General features: G+C 59.7%; 19 protein-coding genes, 1 tRNA gene and 1 pseudogene. 8 read left to right on the forward strand and 13 right to left on the reverse strand.

All coding sequences use genetic code 11. The features are described 5' to 3' along the window. Both FHS09_RS02660 and FHS09_RS02665 read right to left on the reverse strand, forming a co-directional pair. A pseudogene (locus FHS09_RS02660) lies at positions 1–1,605 on the reverse strand (hypothetical protein); the annotation flags it as partial. Between the two features lie 511 nt (positions 1,606–2,116). Continuing rightward, on the reverse strand, positions 2,117–3,295 hold the full coding sequence (locus FHS09_RS02665) for a S8 family peptidase (RefSeq protein ID WP_221191759.1): 1,179 nt from the start codon (positions 3,293–3,295) through the stop codon (positions 2,117–2,119). A gap of 145 nt (positions 3,296–3,440) precedes the next feature. On the opposite strand from FHS09_RS02665, the gene FHS09_RS02670 reads away from it, so the two are divergent. Continuing rightward, complete coding sequence (locus FHS09_RS02670) at positions 3,441–4,730, forward strand: MFS transporter (RefSeq protein WP_183456433.1); 1,290 nt, start codon at positions 3,441–3,443, stop codon at positions 4,728–4,730. A 325-nt stretch (positions 4,731–5,055) separates the two neighbouring features. Here the strand turns inward: FHS09_RS02670 and FHS09_RS02675 are convergent, their stop codons facing one another. After that, entirely contained in the window at positions 5,056–5,949 is an 894-nt protein-coding gene (locus tag FHS09_RS02675; protein ID WP_183456435.1) for a bile acid:sodium symporter, read from the reverse strand. A gap of 117 nt (positions 5,950–6,066) precedes the next feature. Between FHS09_RS02675 and FHS09_RS02680 the strand changes: the two genes are divergently transcribed. The 5 genes from FHS09_RS02680 (at position 6,067) to FHS09_RS02700 (ending at position 10,568) form a co-directional block, all read left to right on the forward strand. After that, positions 6,067–6,939 (forward strand): DUF1853 family protein, encoded by an 873-nt coding sequence (locus tag FHS09_RS02680; protein ID WP_183456437.1) that lies wholly within the window; start codon positions 6,067–6,069, stop codon positions 6,937–6,939. Positions 6,940–7,010: 71 nt separating this feature from the next. Next, positions 7,011–7,547, forward strand: a complete 537-nt coding sequence (locus tag FHS09_RS02685; RefSeq protein ID WP_183456439.1) for a GbsR/MarR family transcriptional regulator — start codon at positions 7,011–7,013, stop codon at positions 7,545–7,547. 93 nt (positions 7,548–7,640) lie between these two features. Further along, positions 7,641–9,020: a cytochrome ubiquinol oxidase subunit I gene (locus FHS09_RS02690; protein ID WP_183456441.1), complete on the forward strand. Its 1,380-nt coding sequence runs from the start codon at positions 7,641–7,643 to the stop codon at positions 9,018–9,020. Further along, positions 9,017–10,030, forward strand: coding sequence for a cytochrome d ubiquinol oxidase subunit II (locus tag FHS09_RS02695; RefSeq protein WP_183456443.1), 1,014 nt, complete (start codon positions 9,017–9,019; stop codon positions 10,028–10,030). Before FHS09_RS02690 ends, FHS09_RS02695 begins: the two co-directional genes overlap by 4 nt. Before the next feature lie 277 nt (positions 10,031–10,307). After that, complete coding sequence (locus tag FHS09_RS02700) at positions 10,308–10,568, forward strand: HP1242/YdcH family protein (protein ID WP_183456445.1); 261 nt, start codon at positions 10,308–10,310, stop codon at positions 10,566–10,568. 100 nt (positions 10,569–10,668) lie between these two features. Here the strand turns inward: FHS09_RS02700 and FHS09_RS02705 are convergent, their stop codons facing one another. Beyond that, positions 10,669–11,292, reverse strand: a complete 624-nt coding sequence (locus FHS09_RS02705; protein ID WP_183456447.1) for a glutathione S-transferase family protein — start codon at positions 11,290–11,292, stop codon at positions 10,669–10,671. A 174-nt stretch (positions 11,293–11,466) separates the two neighbouring features. Here FHS09_RS02705 and FHS09_RS02710 point away from each other — a divergent pair, with 174 nt between their 5' ends. After that, positions 11,467–12,069, forward strand: a complete 603-nt coding sequence (locus FHS09_RS02710) for a glutathione S-transferase family protein (RefSeq protein ID WP_183456449.1) — start codon at positions 11,467–11,469, stop codon at positions 12,067–12,069. A gap of 122 nt (positions 12,070–12,191) precedes the next feature. Here FHS09_RS02710 and pelA read toward each other — a convergent pair whose 3' ends face one another. From pelA to FHS09_RS02730, 4 genes are all read right to left on the reverse strand, one after another. Further along, complete coding sequence (pelA, locus tag FHS09_RS02715; protein ID WP_183456451.1) at positions 12,192–13,376, reverse strand: pectate lyase; 1,185 nt, start codon at positions 13,374–13,376, stop codon at positions 12,192–12,194. Positions 13,377–13,505: 129 nt separating this feature from the next. Continuing rightward, on the reverse strand, positions 13,506–15,236 hold the full coding sequence (locus FHS09_RS02720; RefSeq protein ID WP_183456453.1) for an NPCBM/NEW2 domain-containing protein: 1,731 nt from the start codon (positions 15,234–15,236) through the stop codon (positions 13,506–13,508). Positions 15,237–15,402: 166 nt separating this feature from the next. Further along, positions 15,403–16,551, reverse strand: coding sequence for a slipin family protein (locus FHS09_RS02725; RefSeq protein ID WP_183456455.1), 1,149 nt, complete (start codon positions 16,549–16,551; stop codon positions 15,403–15,405). A gap of 374 nt (positions 16,552–16,925) precedes the next feature. Further along, a tRNA-OTHER gene (locus FHS09_RS02730) sits at positions 16,926–16,999 on the reverse strand. Positions 17,000–17,073: 74 nt separating this feature from the next. Between FHS09_RS02730 and FHS09_RS02735 the strand changes: the two genes are divergently transcribed. Beyond that, positions 17,074–17,532 (forward strand): hypothetical protein, encoded by a 459-nt coding sequence (locus tag FHS09_RS02735; RefSeq protein ID WP_183456457.1) that lies wholly within the window; start codon positions 17,074–17,076, stop codon positions 17,530–17,532. A 183-nt stretch (positions 17,533–17,715) separates the two neighbouring features. Here the strand turns inward: FHS09_RS02735 and FHS09_RS02740 are convergent, their stop codons facing one another. From FHS09_RS02740 to FHS09_RS02760, 5 genes are all read right to left on the reverse strand, one after another. Continuing rightward, complete coding sequence (locus FHS09_RS02740; protein ID WP_183456459.1) at positions 17,716–18,330, reverse strand: hypothetical protein; 615 nt, start codon at positions 18,328–18,330, stop codon at positions 17,716–17,718. Between the two features lie 22 nt (positions 18,331–18,352). Further along, a complete protein-coding gene (locus tag FHS09_RS02745) occupies positions 18,353–19,750 on the reverse strand; it encodes a selenium-binding protein SBP56-related protein (protein ID WP_183456461.1) in 1,398 nt (465 codons plus the stop codon). Between the two features lie 363 nt (positions 19,751–20,113). Continuing rightward, positions 20,114–22,330, reverse strand: a complete 2,217-nt coding sequence (locus FHS09_RS02750) for a S9 family peptidase (protein ID WP_183456463.1) — start codon at positions 22,328–22,330, stop codon at positions 20,114–20,116. A 362-nt stretch (positions 22,331–22,692) separates the two neighbouring features. Further along, positions 22,693–23,535 carry an S-formylglutathione hydrolase gene (fghA, locus tag FHS09_RS02755; protein WP_183456465.1) on the reverse strand — a complete coding sequence of 281 codons (843 nt, stop codon included), beginning with the start codon at positions 23,533–23,535 and terminating at the stop codon, positions 22,693–22,695. Between the two features lie 12 nt (positions 23,536–23,547). Next, positions 23,548–24,678, reverse strand: a complete 1,131-nt coding sequence (locus FHS09_RS02760; RefSeq protein WP_183456467.1) for an S-(hydroxymethyl)glutathione dehydrogenase/class III alcohol dehydrogenase — start codon at positions 24,676–24,678, stop codon at positions 23,548–23,550. Positions 24,679–24,995: the final 317 nt, after the last annotated feature.

The following is a 24,995-nucleotide window of genomic DNA, read 5'->3' on the forward strand; positions in this document are numbered from 1 at the left end:
GTATTTGGGATTGGTCGGGACCGGGTCTTCGCCGTCCATTGTGCCGTCGCGGTCGCTGTCCGGGTCTTCCGGGTTGGTGCCGGCGGTGTATTCCTGGAGATTGCTGAGGCCGTCTCCGTCGAGGTCTTCCGCGGCGTCGTCCGGGTTGCTATCGGCCAGGAAGAAGTATTTCTCTTCGTAGGCAGTGGGCAAGCCGTCGTCGTCAAGGTCGCTTTTATACACGGCATTCAGTGGTTCGACGTCCTGCCCATCCGGCACGCCATCATTGTCGCTGTCGTGGAAGTCGAGGCGGGTGCCGGCTTGGTATTCTGCCAGGTTGCTGAGGCCGTCGCCGTCGTCGTCCCAAGTCGCATCGTTGGGGTCATGCTCATTTAAGCCGTGGGTGATTTCCCAGGCGTCGGGGATGCCGTCGCCGTCCATGTCCCTGGCTTTGCTGGGATCTAGGGGCCACCAGTCGAAGCCATCCGGTTCGCCGTCGTTGTCGGTGTCCGGGTTATTCGGATTGGTAGCCAGCAAGAATTCGTAAAGGTTGCTTAAAGAATCGCCATCAGAATCCATGCCGGCGTCACTGGGATTTTGATCATCGGTTCCGTTCATGGACTCCCACATGGCCGGGATTCCATCAAAATCCTCATCCTTGGAGTATTTCGCATCCAAAGGAAAACGGTCCTGGCCATCCCAGATACCGTCCATATCTGAATCGTCCAGTCGGGGATCGGTTCCCAGCTCGAATTCAGTCAGCGGCGAAACATCGTCATTGTCACCGTCATAGGGATTCACGACATCGTAAGGATTGGAAGGCGAGAACCCGAACTGCACTTCCCATTCATCAGGCGCGCCGTCGCCGTCCTGGTCCCGTTGATATTGAGGATTGGTAGGGGCTATATCCTCTCCGTCAATTATTCCGTCAAGATCCGAATCCGGATTTTCCGGATCGGTGCCCTGCTCGAACTCCCGAAGCGCAGTTAACAGATCGCCATCAATATCGTCCTGCGCATCGCCGGGATAGCTTTCATCCAAAAATGGACGCAGCTGTTCGTACTGGTTAGGTAAGCCATCCCCGTCAAAATCGTGCTTGTAAGCCGGATTCAACGGCCATACGTCCAGGCTGTCGATCTCTCCGTCTCTGTCGGTGTCAGCCAAATCGATGCGAGTGCCCAGCTGAAACTCCTGGAGATTAGTCAGCTGATCGCCGTCGAGGTCAGATTCCGCATCGCTGGGATCCGCGGCCGACAGTCCACGGGCCTGCTCCCAACCGTCAGGCAGGCCATCGCTATCGGCATCATGAGCGTAGCGACCATCGGTGGACCATGGGTCCTGGTCATCGTTAACACCATCCCAGTCCGTATCTTCCCGCTCGGGATTGGTCAGAAGCTGGAATTCAGCCAGGTTGAGCAGAAGATCCATATCCCGGTTTGTCTGGGCATCGCCTGCATAGGAGGCGTCCAGGCCGTACATAATCTCCCAGTAATCCGGCATGCCATCCGCATCGGAATCCGGTTCATCCGCATAGGACCAGTTACTAAACAGTGTGATCGCAAAGAGTATGGAAAAAGTGGAGGAAAAAAAGAATGAGAAGAATCGATTGACGAACGAATGGTCCATGGCCTACAGCCCCCAAGTCCTTAAGTATCTTTTATAGATTTCCTGTCAAACTGCACAAGGGCGCAGCCCGGTACAGAAGCAAGGGCGACTACTATATATCAATGGGGGTCTGCAGATAAAGAAATTGGATGGAGTGACAGAAATATTAAAAAACAAGCACTGCAATATTTAATTCACAGCATTTGGCCAGTAGTACGTTTCAAACCCACATATCAAAGACTATCGATTAGCAACAAAGCACACAGCAATAGCCAAGCCGGGGAAACTGCAAGCACTTCCAAGCTGAGGCCGATCACTCCTGCTCTCGAACACTTTGCTAAGCACAGTAAACCTACTGTCCTTCATGGAGGAGGTTATGCAGGAAGTTGACAGAACATCTGCAGTTGGGCCCTCTATAGCTGGGTCACTCCGCCTTCACCACCTAGGCCAATTCGCTCAGGCAATGGAGAACCATGCACTCTGCGAAGCGAGCGTGGAGAATATTAGCCGCACCGGGGCCAAGTATAAACTCTTATTCCAGCGGCGCCCGCACTATACCACTGCCCACATCCTCTTCTTCAGCGCCTTCGGCCAACGGTGCGCGGTCTGCGCGGGCAACCAACTGCGCGAGCAGCGCCCCGCTCTCGATGCCGCCGTTTTGTTTCTTGAGTTTTTCCGCCCACAGCGCCGCCACGCCGGCGGTGTGGGGGGTGGCCATGCTGGTGCCGCTCATGGACACCAGGCCGCCGCCCGGCCGTGCGGAGATCACCCCCACGCCGGGGGCGGACACGTCCACTTCGGTGTTTGAAAACGAGGCCACGCGCAGGCCGTCGGTTCCCTGTTGCAAGGCGCCCACAGCGACGATGCCGGTGCCCGCCGCCGGTGGAGCCACCGCAATTTCGAACTGGGGTCTGTTACTCTCATTGCCGGAGGCGGCGACGATGATCGATCCATTGCCGAAAGCACCGATGGAGTTCACGAAGCCAGCCAGTTCATTGAATAGATTGACGTTGGCGCGGTACTGTTCAAGGGCGATGGAGGTGGCCGGGTTGACGTCCAGGCCCTCCCGGTGCACCAACTCGTCGACAAAGCCCGGAAAGTCGATTCCCAGGGACATGGAGATCACATGGGCGCCCTCCTCGACCGCCCACTGAATGGCGTGGGCGATACTCGCAGAGGAGCCACCACCCGGCCCCAGCACCTTGCCGATCAGCGCGCGCCTGACTCCAGGAGCAACGCCGATGCGCAGGCCGTTCACGCTGCGGCCGAAAATGGTGCCGGCGCAGTGGGTTCCGTGGCCGTGCTGGTCGTCGTCATCGCCATCGGTGAAGTTCCTGCGCACCAGTTCCACACCTTGGAACGCCGGGTGGTCCGGGTCTATGCCGGTATCGAGCACCGCCACGGTGATGCCGTCGCCACTGAACGGCGAATCCGGCGCGCCCACCGCCTTCACGCCCCAGGTCTCCCCACCGGCCTGGGGGTCCGCGACCGCCTCGGACTCGACGGGCTCTATGAGCTTCATCGGCATGGCTCGCGCTATGGCCCGGGTACGCGGGTCGTGCCGCAGGCTCGCGTGCTCGGCCTTGCTCAGGTCCACCTCGGTCAGCGACAGGGTCTCAGCCGGCGCATGTGCGATGGCGACCCCGCCCATGCTCGCGCTGGCGGGGACCACCGCGCTGAAACTCTGCAATACGATAAATCGCTCGGACATGACCGCTCCTCCCGGAAGCTGTGTAAGAACTCCAGCAAGCATAAGAGCCCCTTTCCCCGGCAGGGGAAAATGAACGCCCTTTTTTGGCCCAGTCAGAGGCAGCTATGCTGAGCGGGAACACGCCGATCTGGTCACGGAAGAATTTATGCGGGGCATTGGCACAAGGCGCGGTCGGCGCGCCATCTGGGGCTGGGCTCTCTACGACTGGGCAAACTCTGCCTTCGCCACCGTGGTGCTGGCGGGATTTTTTCCGCTGTTGTTCCAGGATTTTTGGAATACCGGAGTGGCACCGGAAGTGACCAACCTGCGTTTGGGCTGGAGTAACTCCGCGGCTTCGCTGGTGATTGTTCTGAGCGCGCCACTGGTCGGCGCGCTGGCGGATGCCGCCGGAGCGCGCAAGCGTCTGTTGTTTCTGTTCGCACTGGCGGGGATGATCGCCACCGCACTGCTCGCCGGTGTTCCGGGAGGAGCCTGGCTGTCGGCGTCGCTGCTGTTTATCTGCGCCACAGTCGGCTTTATGGGGGCCAACCTGCTGTACGACGCGCTGCTGACCAGTGTGGCGCCGCCGGAACAGTGGCACACGGTATCCGGACTGGGGTACGGGTTGGGATATCTCGGCGGCGGCCTGATGTATCTCGGCTGTGTGGTCGCAGCACTCAGGCCGGAAGCTTTTGGCTTTGCCGACAGCACCCAAGCGGCGCTGGCCGCATTTGTGGCCACAGCACTCTGGTGGGCTGTGTTTTCCATACCACTGCTGTTGTTGGTGCCGGAGCCTCCGGCCGTCGGCGCAGCGGGCGGTGGTTCGGCCTGGCTTCGGGGGTTCACGCAGCTGCGCACCACCCTGGGCAACCTGCGCCGCTACCGGTCGGTGTGTATCTTCCTGCTCGCCTACTGGCTCTACATCGATGGCGTGGGCACGGTGATCCGCATGGCGGTGGCCTACGGCCGCGCGCTGGGTTTCGAGCGCGACCAGTTGATCACCGCGCTGCTTCTGGTGCAGTTTATCGGCTTCCCCGCGGCCATCGCCTTCGGCCATCTGGGCCACCGCATAGGCCCGCGGCGGGGAATCACTATCGGCCTGGCGGTATACATCCTGGTGTGTATCTGGGGCGCACTGATCCGCTCGCCCTGGGAATTCTTCGCAATCGCAATCCTGGTGGGACTGGTGCAGGGTGGTGTGCAGGCGCTGAGTCGCTCCTGCTACGCGCTATTGATCCCCGCCCACATGAGCGGCGAGTTTTTCGGTTTCTACAACCTGATGGGCAAGTTCGCCGCACTGATTGGCCCACCGCTGTTCGGGCTCTCCGGAGCCTGGTTCGGCGACGTGCGCTATTCGATGTTGGCGGTGATTCTGCTGTTTGTGGCGGGCGGGGTGATGCTTTGGAGGCTGCCGGACTCGGCGTTTGGGAACAAGCGGTCTTTATCGGACTCCTGACAAACTCTGGAGCGCCTGAGTCCGCGGACCGTCATGTCGAAAAACCGACAAGATTTCGACACGACCAGCGCATATGTCCACAGCGACGACAGATCGAGCCCGCCCTCTCAGGTCACAGCAAGTTGAAATAGCAGCCTCCCTTATTTTACTTTTCCATGGAAAGTTAAAATAAAAGTTTATATCAACTTCCACCGACGCCAGCCAGGGCCCTCAAATCCTCTGGACGACAAGGCCGCCGATGAGGACCTCAGCCTACCCTGCGCCGCAACAGTAATAAATTGGACTGAGCCGCCGCTCCCACCAGAGCGGCGTGCCAGATGAGGGCTTAAGCGGGCTCAGCCGCATTAGTGCCTTTAGTGGCCGGAATAACCCTCCGGCCATAGGCCGCCAGCAGGAAGCCGATCGGAAACATCAGCACGCCGTAGACCGCGGAGGGAATCGACATCTCGCTGGAATGCAGCAACGTCAGTGTCACCATCAGGCCGAGAGTGCCGTTCTTGACGCCCAACTCGGTGGCCACTGCCAGCGCCTCGCGCCGGGACAGGCCGGCCGCACGGCTGGAGAGCAGGCCGACGGCGACGCCGACAAGATTGAGCAGAATGGCGGAGGGGCCGGCCTGCACCAGGAGTTCCACAAAGCGGTCGCGAATCCCGTACACCAGGCCGATTACCAGTACCGCCAGCACCAAGCCGCCAAATATACTCACCGCGCCCTCGGCGCGACTGGCGAGCCGCGGCAGCCAGGCGCGCACCCCCATGCCGATCACTACCGGCAGCAGCACTATGGCTGAAAGCGTGGCGGCGGTTCTGACGAACGGCAGCACGATTTCCCGCTGGGTGCCGAAATAGGCCTGCAGCGCGTAATTGGTGAAGAACGGCAGGGACAGAATTGTGATCATGCTTGCGGACACCGTGAGCACAATCGAAAGCGCCACATTCCCGCGCGCCAGCAAGGTGAACAGATTGGAGGTGGTGCCACCAGGACAGGCGGCGATAACCACCAACCCGACAGCTATTGCCGGCGGCAGGCCCAGTATCCAGCAAAGGGCGAAAGCAACCAGAGGCATGACAAGAATTTGCGCAATGGTTCCAACGATCAACCCGGTCGGTTTCACCGTCACCTGGTGAAAATCCCGGGCGGTCAGGGTCATGCCGATACCGGTCATGATGATAAACAGGGAGATCGGCAGGCCGATCGAGATCAATGGTCCTGATTCCACATCGGCCTCCTTTAAGGCATTATTTTTTATTCGCATTGAAAGTTAGCACAGCTCAGGGGAAAGCGCCGCGGTAGCTGGCCCCACTCATCGAGGCAACAGATGGTCCGAACGGATTCAATGGTCGAACCCAACCACTGGACCAACCTAATTTGGTCGGTGAGCACTCCCTCCATTGTCGGGGGTTGGGGCCTGCCCTGGCTGCCGGATGAACGCCGGGAGCAGCTGCTGTCCTTTTTCTCCCGGGAGGAAATCCGCAACAGACTGCAGCGGGAGCTGGAGACCTTTGTCGCAAGCAGGCCGAGCAAACGCCTGGGTGTGTATTTTGAAAACCTCTGGAGCTTTACCTTCACCCACCACCCCCACTACGAATTACGTCAGCGCAATCTGCCTTTACGCGACGGCGGCCGCACCCTGGGCGAACTGGACTTTGTGGTGCGGCACCTGCCCACCGACAGCACCGAGCACTGGGAGCTGGCGATAAAGTTTTATCTGCAGGCGGATAATGACTTCTGGGTTGGCCCGGGCCTGCGCGACCGGCTGGATATCAAACTGGCACGGATGCGCGATCACCAGCTGCCGGTGATCGAACAGCCGGCGGCGAAAGCGATCCTGCAGCAAGAGGGCATTCTGATCGAGCGCCAGTGGACACTGATGCCCGGCCGCCTGTTTCGCCGCCTTGCCGACAGTAACCAGCCGCTGGACGCAGACATCAACCCCACCAGCCATTGGTGGGCGGCGCCGGGCGAGTTCCGGCAACGTTTTGCCACCGAAGCCTACCGCTGGGTGACGCTGCCCAAAGAGGGTTGGCTGGCGGACGAGGGGTACAGGATTTTGCAATCCTGCGCCTGCACAGCACTCGCGGAAATGCTCGAAAGCGGAGGGCTGCACAGGCCGCTCTGCGTCGCCGGGCTCGTCGGTGGCAGGGAGCGGACCCGCGGCTTTATCGTGCCCGACGGCTGGTATCAATCCGCGCTGAATACCCTTCGATAGCCCGTCGGGAGGATTGACAGTTACCCCTTTAGGTTTATAATTTTCAGAAATTTCTGAAAATTAAGAAATCTATGAAACTGACCAGCCAGGCCCAGGCCTTCGTATTGCATTTTGGAGAGATGGGCAGCCGCTGGGGCTTCAACCGCACCGTCGGGCAGATGCTGGCGCTGCTGACCATCCAGTCCGAACCGCTGAACGCGGACCAGCTGGCGCAGGCGCTGAAGATCAGCCGCGGCAATGTGAGCATGGGGCTGAAGGAACTGCAGGCTTGGCGCCTGGTGGAACTGCATCACTTACCCGGGGACCGGAAAGACTACTTTACCGCCGCCGGCTCCATCTGGGATATGGCGCGCACCGTGTTCGAGGAGCGGCGCAAGCGCGAGCTGGACCCTACCCTGTCACTGTTGCGCCAACTGCTGCTGAACGACCCACAGGACGAGCAGGAGGCCCGGGCGCAGGAAAAGATGCAGGAGGTGTACGACCTGCTGGAACTGTTGGACCGGTTTGCCAACACTTTGAGCAGGCTGGAGCAGAAGGACCTGCTAAAACTGATGAAGCTGGGCTCGGGGATCAGCAAGCTGCTCGCGCTCAAAGGTAAAAAGAGCTGAGGGGCAGATCCTGGGTCCCCTCTCCCCCAGCCTCTCTCCCCCAAGGGGAGAGGGGAGCACGCAAGTCCCGACCACGATACCGCAGAGGTCTTTATGCTGGACACCCTGATGCTGTCGAGAATTCAGTTCGCAGCCAATATCAGCTTCCATATTCTCTTCCCCGCCATCACCATCGCCCTGGGCTGGTTTCTTTTCTTTTTCAAATTGCGCTTCGACCAGACGGACAACCCGGTGTGGATGCGCGCCTACCGCTTCTGGGTGAAGGTATTCGCGCTCAACTTCGCCCTGGGTGTGGTCAGCGGCATCACCATGTCCTTCCAGTTCGGCACCAACTGGCCGGGCTACATGGAAACCGTGGGCAATATCGCCGGGCCGCTGCTGGGCTACGAGGTGCTGACCGCGTTTTTCCTGGAGGCGACCTTCCTGGGCATTATGCTCTTTGGGATGAATCGGGTGCCGAGCAAGGTCCATACCTTTTCCGCACTGATCGTAGCCATAGGCACCACCCTGTCCGCCTTTTGGATACTGGCGCTCAACTCCTGGATGCAGACACCGGCCGGCTTTGAGATGCGCGATGGCGTGGCCCATGCCGCAAACTGGCTGGCAGTGATCTTCAATCCGTCTTTCCCCTATCGGCTTACTCATATGTTGCTGGCTTCCGGCCTCACCGCGTCCTTTTTTGTCGCCGGACTCTCCGCCTACCGCATCCTCAAGGGCGACGAGAAACGGGCGCCGCGCCTGGCGCTGAAAACCGGATTGATAGTAGCGGCAATCCTCGCCCCCACCCAGGTATTTGTCGGCGACCTGCACGGGCTCAACACCCTGGAACACCAGCCGCAGAAAATCGCCGCCATGGAGGGGATCTGGGAAACGGAAGCGAGCGTCCCCCTACTCCTGTTTGCGGTTCCGGACGAGGAGACCAGGAGCAACCATTTCGAAATAGCCCTGCCCAAAATCGCCAGCCTGATCCTGACCCATAGCCTCGACGGGGAGGTCCAGGGGCTCAATGATTTCGAAGACGATCACCCGCCGGTGAAACCGCTGTTCTACGGCTTTCGCATTATGGTCGGCGTCGGTGTGCTGATGCTGCTGACGGCATGGACCGGCTGCTGGTTCCTGTACCGACGCGGGGAACTGCCCCGCTGGATGCTCAAGGTGGTGGTGGCGATGACCTTCTCCGGCTGGCTGGCCACCCTGGCCGGCTGGTATGTAACCGAGATAGGGCGCCAGCCCTGGCTGGTGAGCGGAGTGCTCAGAACCGCCGACGCGATAACACCGGTGCCGCCATCCAACGTGGGCTTTTCCCTGGCCCTCTACCTGACAGTCTACGTGGTGCTGATGTGGGCGTATATCCACACCCTGCGGGTGATGGCCCTGAAATCGGTGGAAGTCGAGGAATTCGAAACGGCGGAGCCTGTCCGCGGTGGCAACCTCACCAACCTGCCGCAATCCGCTGGAGACAACACACAATGAACGAACTCACTGCAAGCGAATGGCTGCCGGTTGTTTTTATCGGCCTGATGGGGCTCGCGATATTGCTCTACGCGGTGCTCGACGGCTACGACCTGGGCGTGGGAATTCTGCTGCCCATGGGGAAGGAGGACGAGGCCCAACGGGACACCATGATCGCCTCCATCGGCCCCTTCTGGGACGCCAACGAGACCTGGCTGGTGCTGGCGATCGGACTGCTGCTGATCGCCTTTCCCATCGCGCACAGCTTTATCCTGACCCACCTGTATATTCCGGTGGCGATCATGCTGCTGGGCCTGATATTGCGCGGGGTCGCATTTGACTTCCGCGCCAAGGCGGCGGTGGATCAAAAGCTGATCTGGGACCGCACCTTCAAGATCGGCTCGCTGCTCACCACCCTGACCCAGGGCTATATGCTCGGCCAGTACGTGATGGGCTTCGAGCCCGGCTGGCCGTCGCAGCTGTTTTCCGCGCTGAGCGCGCTGGGTGTGACCGCGGCCTACAGCTATATCGGTTCCGCGTGGCTGATTATGAAAACCGAGGGCAAACTGCAGGGCCGTGCGATTCGCTGGACGCACCTCGCCGGGCGGGCGGCCTTCGTCGGAGTGGTTGCGGTCTCCCTGGTCAACCCGATGGTCAATCCCGGGGTATTCGACCGCTGGTTCACTTTTCCGCTGGTGATGTTTGTGCTGCTGATCCCGATGCTGTGCTTTTTCGCCTTCGGCGCCAACGAGATTCTGCTCCGGCGCCTGCCGAAGGTGGACGATCGGCACTGCTGGATTCCCTTTGTGAATGTGCTGCTGATTTTTCTTCTGTCTTTCACAGCCCTGGCGTTCAGTTTCTTCCCGGAAATCGTGCCGGGTAAAATCACCATCTGGGAGGCCGCCAGCGCCACCGAGTCGCTGATATTTATCCTGGTGGGCGCGGTGATCGTGGTGCCCCTGATACTGGCCTATACCATCTATGCGTATAGGGTGTTCCACGGCAAGGCGACCGAGTTGCACTATCACTGAGCCCAGTGGTCCGAACTAAGCAGGGGACAACAATACCCTTAGGATGGGCAAAGCGCAGCGTGCCCATCACTGGCCGCCTGATGGGCACGCTGCGCTTTGCCCATCCTACGACTTCGGTGCGCCTGGGACCCACTCTAAATGAGAAGAATTATCACTTAGTTTAGTGTGAAGATTTGCCTGCCCCGACTGGCGCCTGATTACGTCGACAGGCGGGCAGCCCCTCGGGCACACTACCATTGACTGGCGGCCCCCATTTCCAGCCAAAGGAGATGCCTCCATGCCGATCACTGCCCACACCCTCGAACATGACTTCCCCGAACATATTGAGACCATCAAACGCCTGGCTGCCGAGGACTTGGGGTTCAGAATCGACAGACGGGAGTACGAACGGCTCGACAAGGAAATCCGCGGCCTGCAGGAAAGCGGCATCGGCACCGACGACGAGCACTACAACAGCCTCAAGAAACGGCGCGCCTACCTGAAGCAGCACCTGTACCACCTTATCGCCAACGGCGCCGCGGGCCAGCCAGCTATCTGAGAGGCCGGCTCAGCACCACTGTAGGAGCGGCCGCTGGCCGCGAACGGGCTCGCAGCCCGTTGCCGGGAGCCACTTCTACAGGGACAGAGGTAAAAAGGCGCTACGCCTTTTCCTTCACCAGCGCCTCGTCCATTTCCGTGGCGCGGCGGAAGGCATCGCGGTCGGCGACGCGGGCGGCGTAGTCGATAAGCTCAGGGCGCTTCTCCAGGGTGCCGAAACTGATCCCCCAGTTGACCTGTGCCCCCACATACACGTCCGCTGCGGTAAAGCGTTCGCCGGTCACGTAGGCGTTGGTGTTGAACCAGTGGCTCAGGTTATCGACCACGGCGGCGTAGCTGCCGTAGCCCGCCATCATCTGCTTTTCCGGCTCAGGCTCCACACCGAATACCTTGAGGTCGGTGATCGCGGCTTCCATGGGACCGGCGACAAAAAACAGCCAGCGGTAATAACTGGCGCGCTCCTCCGGCCGGGGCGCCAAGCCCGCCTCGGGGAAAGTTTCCGCCAGGTAGGCACAGATAGCAGCCCCCTCGGTTACCACCTGGTCCCCGTGGCGAATAGCGGGCACCTTGCCCATGGGGTTAATGGCCAGATACTCCGGCGATTTCATGCTGCCGCCGTACTCCAGTATCTCCGTGCTGTAGGGCACCCCCACTTCTTCCAGCATCCAGCGCGCGATGCGGCCACGGGACTGGGGGTTGGTGTAAAGAACGAGTTCCTTGGTCATTGGGCTTTTCTCCATTGATGAATTGCTGAGGCTACAGCAAGCGCCAGTAAAACATGCGGGCTATTACCGGTAACAGCTGTAGGACGGGCAGCCCGTCGCAAAAACCCATCCCGCTGTCGACAACGACGGTACGGTTCAGCACACTGCGCTCACATCCTGCAACAGGGGTCTTCGATGAAACTCTACTTCACCCACGCCTCCCCCTACGCGCGCAACGCGCGTATCGCACTGCGCGAGCACGGCCTGGAAGAAAAACTGCGCGAAGAGGTATCCCATCCCTTCGACAACGCCGGCGAATTTATTGCCAGCAACCCGCTGGGCAAAGTGCCCTGCCTGATCGCGGACAGCGGCCGGCCGATTATGGACAGCGAGGTGATCTGCGCTTATCTCGATAGGGAGCTGGGAGACGGCCGGCTGGGACAGCCGATGGAGAAGGACTGGGAACTGAAGACTTTCTACTCCGTCTGTTCCGGCCTGATCGATATGTTGGTGCTGTTGCGGGTGGAAAAAGGGCGGGACCAACAGGGGCTGAAATCCGACTTCTGGTGGCAGCGATACCAAGCCGCCACCGCGCGCACTCTCGATTACCTGGCGGAACATCTCGATCTACTGCCAGGGCAGCTGACTCTGGCCCATATCAATCTGGCCTGTGCGCTGGCTTATGCGGATTTCCGCCACCCGGAGATCGACTGGCGCAGCGGGCATCCGCGACTGGCGGAGCTTTCGGACAAGCTGGAGAGTCGCGACAGTTTTGTCGCGACCAGGTTGCGGGAATAAACCCTCTTGTAGGAGCGGCCGCTGGCCGCGATCGAATTTGGGAAAGGCCACTATCGATCGCGGCCAGCGGCCGCTCCTACATTGACGGTGGAGAGGTCGCGGAGAGGGTTATAAAACCGCGACTAACCGCCGTGCCGCTGCCGCCATTTGGCATATTTTTTCAACACCTTGTGCGGGTGTTTGGTGTACCAGCCGTAGCCCAGATTGCGCTCCAGGGACAGCTCCCGGACATCGTAATACACCTTGCCGTCGCGATCGCCGAACACCGGCCTATCGCCGCCGGGTTCGTAAAAGCGCGCCCAAAGAGGATTGGCATCCGCATCCGGCAGCAGCTCCCGGTAGTCGTGCTGCCCCTTTTCCCACCGGTAACCGAGAATCTGGTTTTCCGCGAACCACTGGTGCGCGCTCTCTATGACCTTCCTGACATCGTCGGTCGGTTCTTCCAGCTCCATCAGAAATAGCACCAACTCCGCGCTCTCCGCGGTCGACAGGGCCACCGGCTCGAAGGCCCGCGCGGCCGCGGGCGCCAGTGTCTGCGGGTCGAGCTGGGCGCCCCAGATGGTAGCGCGGCCATCGCTGACAACCTGGGCGTCCACGATCATCTGCAGGCCCCGCCGCAGGCTGTCAGCGGCGCGCTCCCGCAGGGGCGCGGGCAGAAAGTCCAGCCCCTCCTCCCCCCGCGCGGCGGCGCTGACGATTTTCAGCAGATCGCACACCACCTTGTCGTTGAAGGTGATCAGGTCGTGGTACTTGCCCCGCAGCGGAAAGGACTGGGGCCAGCCGCCGCTGGGGTATTGCGCCTGCAGTATCAATTGCAGCGCCCGCTCGGCGGCTTTCGCGTAGCGCTCGTCTCCGGTCCCTTTGAAAGCGCTGGCCATCACCCAGAACTGGGTGCTGGTGGCATTGTTGTCGAAGGTGGGAATATAGTTTTTCTCGGTGCCGTAGGCCTGGCCCGGCCTGCGCGGCTCGGTGCTCATATCGGTGCGCTTGGACCAGCCGCCGGACGGGGTCTGATAGCTGAGCACGATATCCGCAATGCGCCGCCCCTCTTCGGTGCGGTAGAAGTCCAACTTCTGCTCCGGGTCGAAGCCGAAGTACTTGGCCTTAATGGCCGCTGCCGGCTTCTGCAGCCCGGCACCGCGCAATTCTGATGCCATCTGCTGCTGGTCCAGCTCGCGCAGCTGCCGGGACAGTTCGCGGTATTCGGCCATGGTTCCGGCCGTCCGACGTTCGTCCGGGGTTTTCGCATTGCAGGCGACGGTCGCCAACACCAGTAATCCGACCGACAGAAGCCTGTACGTTTTCATGGTTCGGGTTCTTATCTCTTTTCGCGGGGTTTATCGCTGCGCCGCAGGGGCACGGTATTGTCAGGCAACATTATGACACTGGTCAGGCCAATATTTCCAGCGCAAATTCCGCCAGGAGCCCAATCCCATCTATCGGCGAGACAGGATTCTGCCCCCGGGCGCCGTCTGCCAGAGCCCCGCTTCCGCCCAATTCGCGTGATCCGAAGTGATACTGCCCAGGCCGTCCACCTGCAGTGCTATCTCGCGTGCTCCGCGCAGCGGCAACAGCACCTGCTTCGGAGGCTGCCAACCGACGGCGCCGCTGGACCAAACGGTGCGGCCGTCCAAAAGGACGCTGAAGCGCACACTGCCGCTCTCGCCGGCGCGTGCCAGCCCGTAGTAGCTGTGGAAGAAGTTTGCCCCCTCCGGAATGCGGTAAGCTACTTTCGAGAAGGCGTGTACCCCGAGCCCCTTGTCAAAACTCCGTCCGTAAATGTTCAGCGGATCGTTATTGACGCTGGCGTCGCGGCTCAAGCGCCCCCAGTCCTGGTGGAAGTATGACTCCTTGATATCGCTGAGGTAGACACGCCCCAGGCGGTCGAACTCCACCCGGTTGAGGCTGTGAAGCTGGTAAACCTGCACAGTCATAAAACCGCCCACCACTGCGGCAGCTATGGCACCTCCGTGAGATATCTTCACGGAGGTGGGCAGGCGGAGCCCCAGCCCCAGGGTTGCCAGGGCAAACAAGGTGAGAACAACCACCAGCCAGGAGAGCTGCCGCCAGATGGCATCGCCCTCCAGGGGCAATACCAGCAATATGTTGCAGGCGATCGCCAGGTTGGCGAGCAGGAGCCAGCCGGTGCGGATTTCCCCCCGCGCACAGCCCAGCGCGGCCAAGGGTACCAGCAGAAACAGGTAGCGCTCGTGCATCGACGGCGCCAGGGTAAAAAAGCCCAGCACCATTACCATCGCCAGGCCGACGACCTGCCCAAAGCGCTCGGTGGCCAACCAGGCGCGCAGCATGCACACGACCGACACCAGAGCGAAGAGCACCAGACCCAATTTGTGCGGTGTCAGCCAGCCGCCGTCGGCCAGCAGCGGCTGGTGCATGTCAGTGATATTGCCCACGAGCAGATACCAGAGATTGGCGGCATTAAAGGTTGCGAAAGGAAAAATATCGGTGTTGCCCAGATAGGCGGCATGGAACATTTCTGCAAAGCGCCCCACCCAGATAAACGGCAGGAAGCCGATCAGGCCAACGAGCAGCAGCCCCGCCAGGGCCTGGGGAGCGTAGTACCAGGTCTGCAGGCGCCAGCGGCGCATAAACAGCCCCGCCAGCACCGGCAGGATGACGATGGCCTGGAATTTCCACAGCAACGCCAACGCGAATGCGGCGCCGGCAATAAAAAAACGCGCGCGAAAGGCGTACACCAGGGACAGCCACATGGGCAGGAAGGGCAAGAGGTCCACCTGCCCCCACACTGGCCCATCCAGCAGCAGCGCCGGACTCGCCACCACAGCCCAAAACACCGGGCTCTTCAACGGCTGTACATTTCTCTCGCACAGCGAGCGCTCCACCCGGTGGCAGAGCCACAGCTGTGTGGCCAAAACCGGCAGCAATACAAAAAACTTCAGCTGCACGGGAGAAACCGGCGGATATTCGAAGCCGGCGAAGTCGAATATTTTTTCCAGCAACCAAAACCAGTGCAGTAGCAGGGGTGGGTAATTGGCCTGGGCATGTTCGTAGCCCTGGGCCATCTGCTGCATCCAGCTGGTCCAATAACCCAGGTCGCTGCCGTGGCCGTTCCAGTAGAGAGCGCAGATGAAAAACAGGGAGCCGAGAGGCAGGGCCCAGCCCCGGGATAGCGGTGAATATTCCATTTCGTTTTGCTTATTGTTTTAAGCCTGGGGAAAAGCCTTGCGGGCTCGTTCCATTTCTAGAGCGGGGATGTTATCACGACATTTTGTTTGCGCTAACATTTCATCAGCCAAAGAAAGGGATATGGCGCCAGGCAAAAAAAAGCCACCGGTTTCCCGGTGGCGTTCGCTAAGATCCCACACCGCGCAACTTGACCAGCTCGTTCATCAGGCCATCCAGGCCGCCGTAAACGGAGATCCGGTCGACCTTGCCGGTCACGCGCTCCAGCGCTTCCAGTTCTTTCAGCCGCACCAGGGTCGGGTTATTGTCCATCATCTTCGCGGTGTTGTGCAGCGATCGCATCGCCTGGGTTTCCTCGCGGCGGCGGATCAGGTTGGCCTCCGCCTCCTTTTCCGCCTCCACCACCCGGTTCAGGATCAGCTTCATTTCACCAGGCAGGATGATGTCCTTGACCCCGACGTCGACCAGTTCGATACCCGAGGCCTGCAGGCCCCCGGCAACCGCCTGGCGGATCTCGCTGTTGAGCGCGTCCTTGTTCTCGAGCAGCGTATCCAGCGGGCGGGTACCCACCGCCTCGCGCAACGCCAGTTGCAAAACGCGGTAGATATGCGCACTGTAGTCACTCAGGGTTTCTACGGCGGTGCGCGTATCCACCACCCGGTAGCCGGCGGACAGGTTTACCCGCAGGGAAACCCGGTCCCGGGTCAGGATTTCCTGGCCGTTGACCTCCATCGCCTGCAGGCGCAAATCCACCAGCTTCACCGACAGGTTGCGGCCGTGTTTCCAGAAGGCGTAGCTGCCGGGCTCCAGCATCTTTTCCAGCTTGCCGTTGACCTGCAGCAGGCCCAGATGGCGGTCGGGAACCTCCGCGTAGTGCACCAGCTCCTGTACCTTGCGCAGCAGGCGCATCGGCAACCCCTTGCCCAGTAATGCGACCAGGTGGGGAGCGACAGCCGCCTCGGCATCGATATCGATCGATTCCACGCGCACCGCATCGATTCCCTTCCACAGGGTGAGGGCGCTGGCCGGGCCCAGCAATTCCGTCAGTTTGCCGTCCCGGTACACCAGCGCCACCTCCCGGTCGCCGGTCTCGTAATGGGCCAGGTGCTCCGCAAGCGATGCGTGCTCGCGCAACAGGTATTTGATATTCGGTCGCGACATCACCAGTTCGGTGGCATCGTAGTGCTCGAACGCAACTTTCCCCCCGAACAAATCGATCCGGTGGCGGCCGGGCATCAGCAGCGACTGGTAGCGGCCACGCCGGAATAACAGCGCGCGCTGGTTGTCCGCTACATCGATAGTTTTCCAAAGTTTCATAACATCTCTCCTTGAAGATCGCGCCTCCGGTAAGCCCGAAAGCAAAAATAAAGAGGGAGCCACCTGCCCGCGGCGGGGCCGCCGGTTTGTGCCAACAGGGCGAACGACAGCACTCCCCCGGTGCTGTCTCACGGGCATCGGCCGTCGCACATCGCACACATCCTGTGTGTGCCGCCTCCTGGCACGCTGTGTTTCCGGCTTACTCGCGTCGCGCGGCGGGCAGACCCGCCGGCGGCGACGTCGCGGGCAGCGCATCGCGCAAACTGCGCGCGATGCAGTGGCCCCCTGGGTGGATTTTCTGCATGCGTGACAGGCATGTGGGGATTCGAACCCCGGCCTCCCGGCCTTTCCGAAGAGTCGATTTGGAGTCGACATGGCTGCTATCGCGAGAGTCGAACCCGCGACCAACGAATACAAATTCGCTGCTCTACCTCTGAGCTAGATAGCAAGGTGCCTATCGCATCGGCCGCGATCGGTACACGGCCAGCCAGGGGCCGCCGCGCCAGCCTGGAGTTGGACCCAGTGCCGCTGTTCGCGCCGATTGTCGATAAACGCTGTAACGGGCGGTTCCCCGCCCAAAAATCAAAAAAAACCGATCGGATCACCGAACGGGGTTCTGAAAAACCACACAACCGGCGACCTGCGCCGGTCACCCAGCGCGCTATAGAAAATAGTTATCAAATTTCCGGTACGGATTTTCTGCCACCGGGAACTGCCCTCCCACAGGCAACACAAACCCATAGCGGACAAAATTATTGCCCGCGGGATCTCTGCACGGATAAAGATCGTTACACCACATGGTTGCACCCCGGATTTTGGGCAAAAAAAAGCCCGGAAATTGACTTTCCGGGCTTTTGGAATCCACTTGGGGTTCCCATCTCCGGAAAGGCCTGCGCCTTCCCGAGAGAAAGCGCACTAAACGAAATCTTTTCGCACAGGCCACTGCGCCGCGAAATATTCGCAGCAAAGCGCTGTATTTGATCTTCCTGGAATCAATGGCATTTCAGTGCTCAAAAATAATCTGTTCGTTGAGAGGGCGCGCATATTACGCTTATCCATCAGACTGTCAATAGCATTTTAAAAAACACCTGAAAAAATTCTTTGTGATAACAGGGAGAGGTTTTTTTGGCTGTCTGCAGAAGATCTCAAGTCTCGTCCTCATGTTCAGATCGCCATCCACAGCGCCACACCACCGACAACCAGCAGGGCGACCGCCCAAATCAAATCAAAATTGATCCACTTTTGCCGCAGTACACTCAGGCCAAGCTTGCGGTAAACAATCCAGGCGACCGCCCCCATCACCAGCAGCATCGACAGGGTATGGGCACCCACCGCCAATAACATGGCCCCTCCCTCGAGCATCGCCGGATGCCCGCCGGCATGATGGGATTTCTGTTCCTCCGCCACCCCCAGCAACGCGGGAATAACCATCAGGCCGGCGCCATGGGCCGTCGCCATCAGAAATGACCACAACAACAGGTCGCGCATCCCCACCTTCATGCCGACCCAGCGTGGGTGGCGGTAATAGTTGAACAATTTGTAGATGCCGAATCCCAGCAGCAGTACAGCGGTAAGCCACTGCAATCTGTGGAATGAAATCACCTGCAGCCCCGCAAGCACGATCAACACCACGGCGACAATCGCCGCGGCGTGTCCGACAGCAATGGGAAACAGTGATATCCAGATGACCCGCCCGCTGTGTTGCTGCAAGCCCAGCGACAGGGCAAACAGCCAGCCCATCCCCGGGTTGAGCCCGTGAAAGGCACCGAGGGCGATCATGACCAGCCAGGGGCTGAGTCCCTCAGGAAGGGAAACAGTATGAGTCGGTAGAAGCGTCTCCACCTTCCAGCCTTACCTGGTGTACGCGGGTTTTTCCGAAGTCGACGAAAAAATCCGGGTCCAGTTCCATGCCCCCGGATGGATCGATATTCACCTTGACCATCCAACCCGTCATCTTGTCGGGATAAAACTGGTCATCCCAGCTGCTGTAGAGCGAATTGGTGAAATAGACCCGGCGCCCGTCGCGACTGATTTCCACCATTTGCGGCGCACCGAGTAATTGCCTGTCCGCCTTGGGATGCCCCTTCCTGGCGACGATTCCACCGATCTCCACCTTGCCCGTGAGCCGGGGATTGAAAGGATCGGATACATCGTACTGGTGCAACTCGCCGGTGCCCCAGCAGGACACGTAGAGAAAGCGGTCGTCAAGGGAGAGATCGATATCCGACACCAGCGGCGGCACCGCCTTGAACGGCTTCAGCGCTTCGGGCAGGGATTCCTCATCCGCCGGCACGGCGGGAATGGAAATGGTTTTCTTCATTTTCCACTCACCGCCCTCGCGATACCAGGTCCATACGGATGCGGACAGATCCTCGGTACTGATGACGACTCCGGCAAAACCGTAATCCTTGGTCGGGTCGTGGGCCGGGCGCAGTTCCAGCAACATCTGGTGTTCGGCGCCTATATCGATGCTCTGGGCCAGGCGTCTTTTGCGCAGGTCCCAAAAGTGGATGCGGTGGCCGTACTTATTCGCCAGCAGATCCTCCGGCACCAGGCCGTTTTCAAACTGCGATGGCTTTGCCCACTCGCTGCTGATCAGCACATCTTCCGCCAGATGCCACCAGAAGTCGTAGGCCAGTTCCTGATCACCGCGGTGCAGCTCCCAGGGTCCGACCACACTGAAGCTGAAGTGGTCCAGCATAAAAATACCGCCGGGACCTTCGTCCCCTTTGGCTGAGCCCATGGCGGAAATGTAAATCGCGTCCGGCCCGCAATGCACTGTGTGCGGGCGGCTGTAACCGGACTTGCCAATGACCTCCTCCGGCTCCAGGGTTTTTACAATGTGCGGCTGCCGAGGGTCCGGTTTGGTGTCGATGATGTAGATACGGGAGCTGCGCAGCCCGGGCACCACCAGGTAGCGCCGCTCCAGATGCGGATGCGGCGCAAACGGACACAGTGCCGAACTACAGGCGTTCCAGCCGAAATGATGCAGTTCGTCGCCGACATAGGGCAACTCCAGCTCGCCAACCACCTGGCTGTAGCTCGCGGAATCCGGGTCCAGGTCGACCACACAGATGGCGTCGGGTTTTTCTCCACCGTCCGGATTAAGCGCCGCCACATAGGCGTGGCGCTCGGGCGGCGCCTGCATTGCCATTTTGGCCGAGGGATAGAACGACGGATCGGGTTTCCACAGCGCCATGGAGACAAACCTCCGTGAGAAATTTGAGATAGCGAAAATAGCGGTGAGGTTTGCAGTATAGGAACAGCTGATGATCGCTGATCGCGAGGGGAAGCCGATAGCGGGAATTGTGCGCCTTTCTTTCCGCCGCAAATTTGCAGAAGGGGCAATCAAGACTACAAAGGGCAGGCGGAATAAAATCCCGCCGTCTATAAAAAGTCGGGCACAGATCTCAATGGCACTAAGTTAAGGACTCGGGCGGTCCTGCTACCGGGGGCTTTTTGCGGGACCGTTGGAGGCATGGATGCCACGCCGAGCGTACATGGATGTATTCGCAGCGTGTCTCGCAAAAGCCCTCGGCAGCAGGGTCGCCCGGTTGCTTGATTACTGTGCTGCACCCTTCAGCTGCCGATCGAAGAAACTCTTGATCATGCTGTACTGGTGGATACCCGTCTGCTTGCCGCGCAGGCTGTGCTTCTTGCCCGGGTAGGTCATCAACTCAAACTGTATGCCCTTGTCCTGCATCACCTTGATCAACTTGGTGGTATTGGTAAACAGCACATTGTCGTCCGCCATGCCGTGGTAGACCAGCAGTGAGCCCTTGAGGCCATCCACATAGGGAAATACCGAGGAGGCTTCGTAGGCTTTGTCATCCCTGTTGGGGTTACCCATATAGCGCTCCGTGTAGTGGGTGTCGTACAGGGACCAGTCGGTAACCGGCGCTCCAGACACCCCGGCCTTGAAATAATCGCCAGCCTTGAACATGGTCATCAGCGCCATATAACCGCCGTAGCTGTGGCCATAGACACCGATGCGCTCCACGTCCACATAGGGCAGTGTGCGCAGAAATTTAACTCCGGTGACCTGGTCTTCCACTTCCACCGATCCCATGCGCTTGAAGATGGGATCTTCAAACGTTTTGCCGCGATTGGCGGAACCGCGATTGTCCAGGGTGAACACGATATAGCCCTGTTGCGCCATATATTGGTTAAAGGGCTTGTCCCAACTGTTGGTCACCAGCTGCACGTGGGGGCCGCCATAGAGATAGACCATCACCGGGTATCGCTTTTTCGGGTCGAAGCCGCTGGGTTTGTACATGCGGTAGTAGAGCTTGTGGCCCTCGGGCGCATCGACGGAACCGAACTCGGGGCGGATCCAGTCCTTTTTGTACGGGAACAGCGGGTGGCCTTCCTTCACAGCGTTCTCTTCCAACCAGGTGATGCGCTCACCGCTGGCCCTGTGCAAGCTCACTTGGGGTGGGGTGTCGATGCTGGAAAAGTCGTCCAGATAGCCGGAGCCATCCTGGGCAAACTCGATGCGGTGCATGCCGCGGCGGCTGGAGATCTTCTGCGGCTTCTCCGGCGTCTCTGTGTGCAGCGCCGCCGCGTACAGGTGCCGTTCCAGCGGCGTATCCATACGCCCGGTAAAGTAAACCCGGCCATTCTTTTCGTCGACGGCGGCGAGAGCGTCGACACTCCACTCGCCTGTGCTCAGGGGGCGGATCAGTTTGCCGTCGAGATCGTACAGGTACAGGTGTTTGTAACCGCTGCGCTCGGAGGCCCAGACAAAGCGGTCGCTGTCTTCCAGGAATTCCAGGTCACTGTGCAGGTTGATCCAGGTGTCGCTGGTTTCCTTCACCAGGGTGCGGGTTTTGTTGCCAACGATATCCACCAGGCGCAATTCCAGGGTCTGCTGGTCGCGGCTCTGCCACTGATAGCTGAGCAGATTGTCCCGCGCCCAATCCACGCGCGGAATATAGATGTCTTCGTCTTTGCCCAGATCCAGCCAGCGGGTCTCACCGGAGTCGATATCCAGCACTCCCAATTTGATTTTCACGTTGGGGCGGCCGGCGGCCGGATAGCGCTGCCGGATCATGTCGATGCGGTCCGCATAGATTTCGCTGCGGGTCACTTCGTCCACCGGTGACTCGGCCACCTGCAGGTAGGCGATATGGCGATCGTCCGGCGACCACCAGTAGCCGGTCATGCGGTCCATTTCCTCCTGGGCGACGAATTCCGCCATGCCGTTTTTGACCGGCCCCTCGCCGTCGCGGGTTAGCTGGCGTTCTTTGCCGGTTTTCAGGTCGACGATAAAAATATCCTGGTCGCGGATAAAGGAAACATAGCTGCCCTTGGGCGACACACGAACGTCGGTTTCGAAGGCCTCGGTTTCAGTCAGCCGCCGCACGGATTTTTTTCCCAGATCGTAGTAATAGATATCGCCGGCGAGGGGGAACAGCAGCGATTTACCGTCGTCGGACCAGGTGTACTCCATGATGCCGCTGCCGTAGATACGTTGGCGTTCACGGCGGGCCTTCTCTTCATCGGAGAGCACCTCCTCTCCCCGGTGGAGGGAATCGGAATCCACCAGCATGCGGGTCTCGCCGTCGTCGATATGGTATTCCCAGAGGTCATAGCGGTTGTAATCGGTTTCCCGCCCCTTGAGGAAGGTGACCCGGCTGCCGTCCGGAGAGTATTCCAGGGCCCGGGGTGAGGTACCACTCAGGGCGGGATCGGAGAATATTCTCTCGATGGTTAGCTGTTCGGCAGAAGAAAAACCGGCAAAAGTGCAGCCCAGCAGAAACAGAAGCTTTCTTCTCATGGGGAATCTCGTTTTACGGTGAACAGGCGTTGAGTGTTTCGAGAGATTCTAATCCGGAGACGGAAACGGTGCCAGCCGCGGGTGGCGGCTGACGCTGAGGCGGGATTGCCCAGTCGCTGGTTCGTAGTCGTGGGCGGCCCAGCTACGGGTATTACCTTGCGAGACACGCCGTAAATACATCCCTGTAGGCTTGTCCGCGAGGTCCCTCTCGCAGACAGTCTCGCAAGGTAATACCCGTAGCAGAGCCTTCGCATCACGAGCAGCGCTCAAGTGAGCAGCGTTATCCCCTCTAGCGGATTATTTTTTCTGGAATAATTTTTTACTCAGCTCGCCAGACGAAAATCTGAATCCGGCGACCTGACTCAACCCCTGAGCAGAAAATCCGCGTGAAAGCGAAGATGCTGTTCAATAAAGCTGGCAATAAAGTAGTAGCTGTGATCGTAACCGGCGTGGTGCTCGACCTTCAGCGGATAGCCGCTGGCTTCCGCTGCGCTCTGCAGTGCGTGGGGTTTCAATTGCTCTTCCAGAAATTCGTCCGCATCACCCTGGGAAACCAGCATGGGAATCCGCTCCCTGGCGCGGCTTAGCAGCACCGTCGCGTCGTACTCTTCCCACAGGGATTTGTCCGCTCCCAGGTAGGCGGCAAAAGCCTTTTCTCCCCAGGGACAGGCGATGGGATTGCAGATGGGGCTGAACGCCGAAATCGACGTGTAGCGCTCCATATTTTTCAGGCCGATCACCAGTGCGCCGTGCCCGCCCATGGAGTGGCCGGCGAGGGCGCGACGGTCGTTCACCGGAAAGTACTGTTCCACCAGTTCGGGCAGTTCTTTCAGTACATAGTCGTACATGCGGTAGTGCTGCTTCCAGGGCTCCTGGGTGGCGTTGACATAAAAGCCCGCGCCCTGCCCCAGGTCGTACCCTGGATCGTCCGGCACGTCCTCGCCCCGGGGGCTGGTGTCCGGGGCCACGAGCACAATGCCCAGTTCCGCGGCCATGCGCTGGGCGCAGGCCTTCTGCATAAAGTTTTCATCGGTGCAGGTGAGGCCGGACAGCCAGTAGAGCACCGGGAAACGGGTGCCCTTCTCGATCTGCGGAGGCAGGTAGACCGCAAAGCGCATGTCGCACTGCAGGGTTTCCGAATAGTGACGGAACTGTTTTTGCCAGCCGTCGAAAGACTTGGTGCTGCTGACAGCTTCGAGTTTCATCTGCGTCCTTCCTTATGAATCGTAGTGAATCACGCTACGGATACTTTTTCCCTCGTGCATCAGTTCGAAGGCTTGGTTAATTTCCTCCAGGGGCATGGTGTAGGTGATAAAGTCGTCCAGCTTGAATTCCCCCGCCAAGTAGCGCTCCACATAGTCCGGTAGTTCCGAGCGCCCTTTTACACCGCCGAAAGCGGTGCCGCGCCACACGCGACCAGTTACCAGCTGAAACGGGCGGGTACAGATTTCCTGGCCGGCACCGGCCACGCCGATAATCACCGACTCTCCCCAGCCCTTGTGGCAGCACTCCAGCGCCGCGCGCATCACATTCACGTTGCCGATACATTCGAAGGAGTAGTCCACGCCGCCGTCGGTCAGTTCGACGATCACTTCCTGAATCGGTTTGTCGTACTGCTTGGGATTGATGCATTCGGTGGCGCCGAGTTTGCGCGCCAGGTCAAACTTGGATTCGTTGATGTCGATACCGATAATCCGCTCGGCGCCGGCCATCGTTGCCCCGATTACCGCGGACAGGCCGATGCCGCCGAGGCCGAATATCGCAACCGTCGCCCCCGGCTCCACCTTCGCGGTATTCATCACCGCGCCCATGCCCGTGGTGACACCGCAGCCCAGCAGACAGACTTCCTTCAGCGGCGCCTGCGGATTCACCTTGGCCAGGGCTATTTCCGGCAATACCGTATATTCGGAAAATGTGGATGTGCCCATGTAGTGATAGATGGGCTGGCCGTCAATGGAAAATCGCGTGGTGCCGTCGGGCATCAGCCCTTTGCCCTGGGTTTCGCGGATTTTCTGGCACAGATTGGTTTTACCGGACTTGCAGAATTTGCACTCACCGCACTCGGGGGTGTACAGCGGAATCACATGATCCCCCACCTGCACGCTGGTAACCCCCTCACCCACGGATTCCACGATACCGCCGCCCTCGTGGCCGAGAATGGCCGGAAAGATTCCCTCGGGGTCCTCGCCGGACAGGGTAAAGGCATCGGTATGGCACACGCCGGTGGCCACCAGTTTGATACGCACTTCACCTTTTTGCGGCGGCATTACCTCGACGGTTTCGATGGAGAGCGGCTGGCCCGCCTCCCAGGCCACAGCGGCCTTGCAATGGATTGTCTGATCCTTCATGGATTTCCCTCACAGGTAGTGGCGAACTGTTCCGGCCACCATACCAGATTAACAATTGTTAACGCATCTTAACCCAGCCCCCCGCACCGGCTGTGGTCTGATAGACAAATCCATAGAAGGACGGGAATAAATAATGAGAGCTCTTCTGCTGATCGCCTGCGCGGCGCTCGCCGCCGGCTGCAGCTCGGCTCCGAAGATGCCGCGCCGGTATTTTCTGAATCCCTGATCACCGATATCACGGCTGGTTTGTGATCGAAGAGGCTTTCGATAGAGCTCTGCAGAAATTCGCGGTGAATGCAGGGCTGTTTCAAGCAAGA

This window comes from Microbulbifer rhizosphaerae (genome assembly GCF_014191725.1).
In the GTDB taxonomy this organism is placed as follows: domain Bacteria; phylum Pseudomonadota; class Gammaproteobacteria; order Pseudomonadales; family Cellvibrionaceae; genus Microbulbifer; species Microbulbifer rhizosphaerae.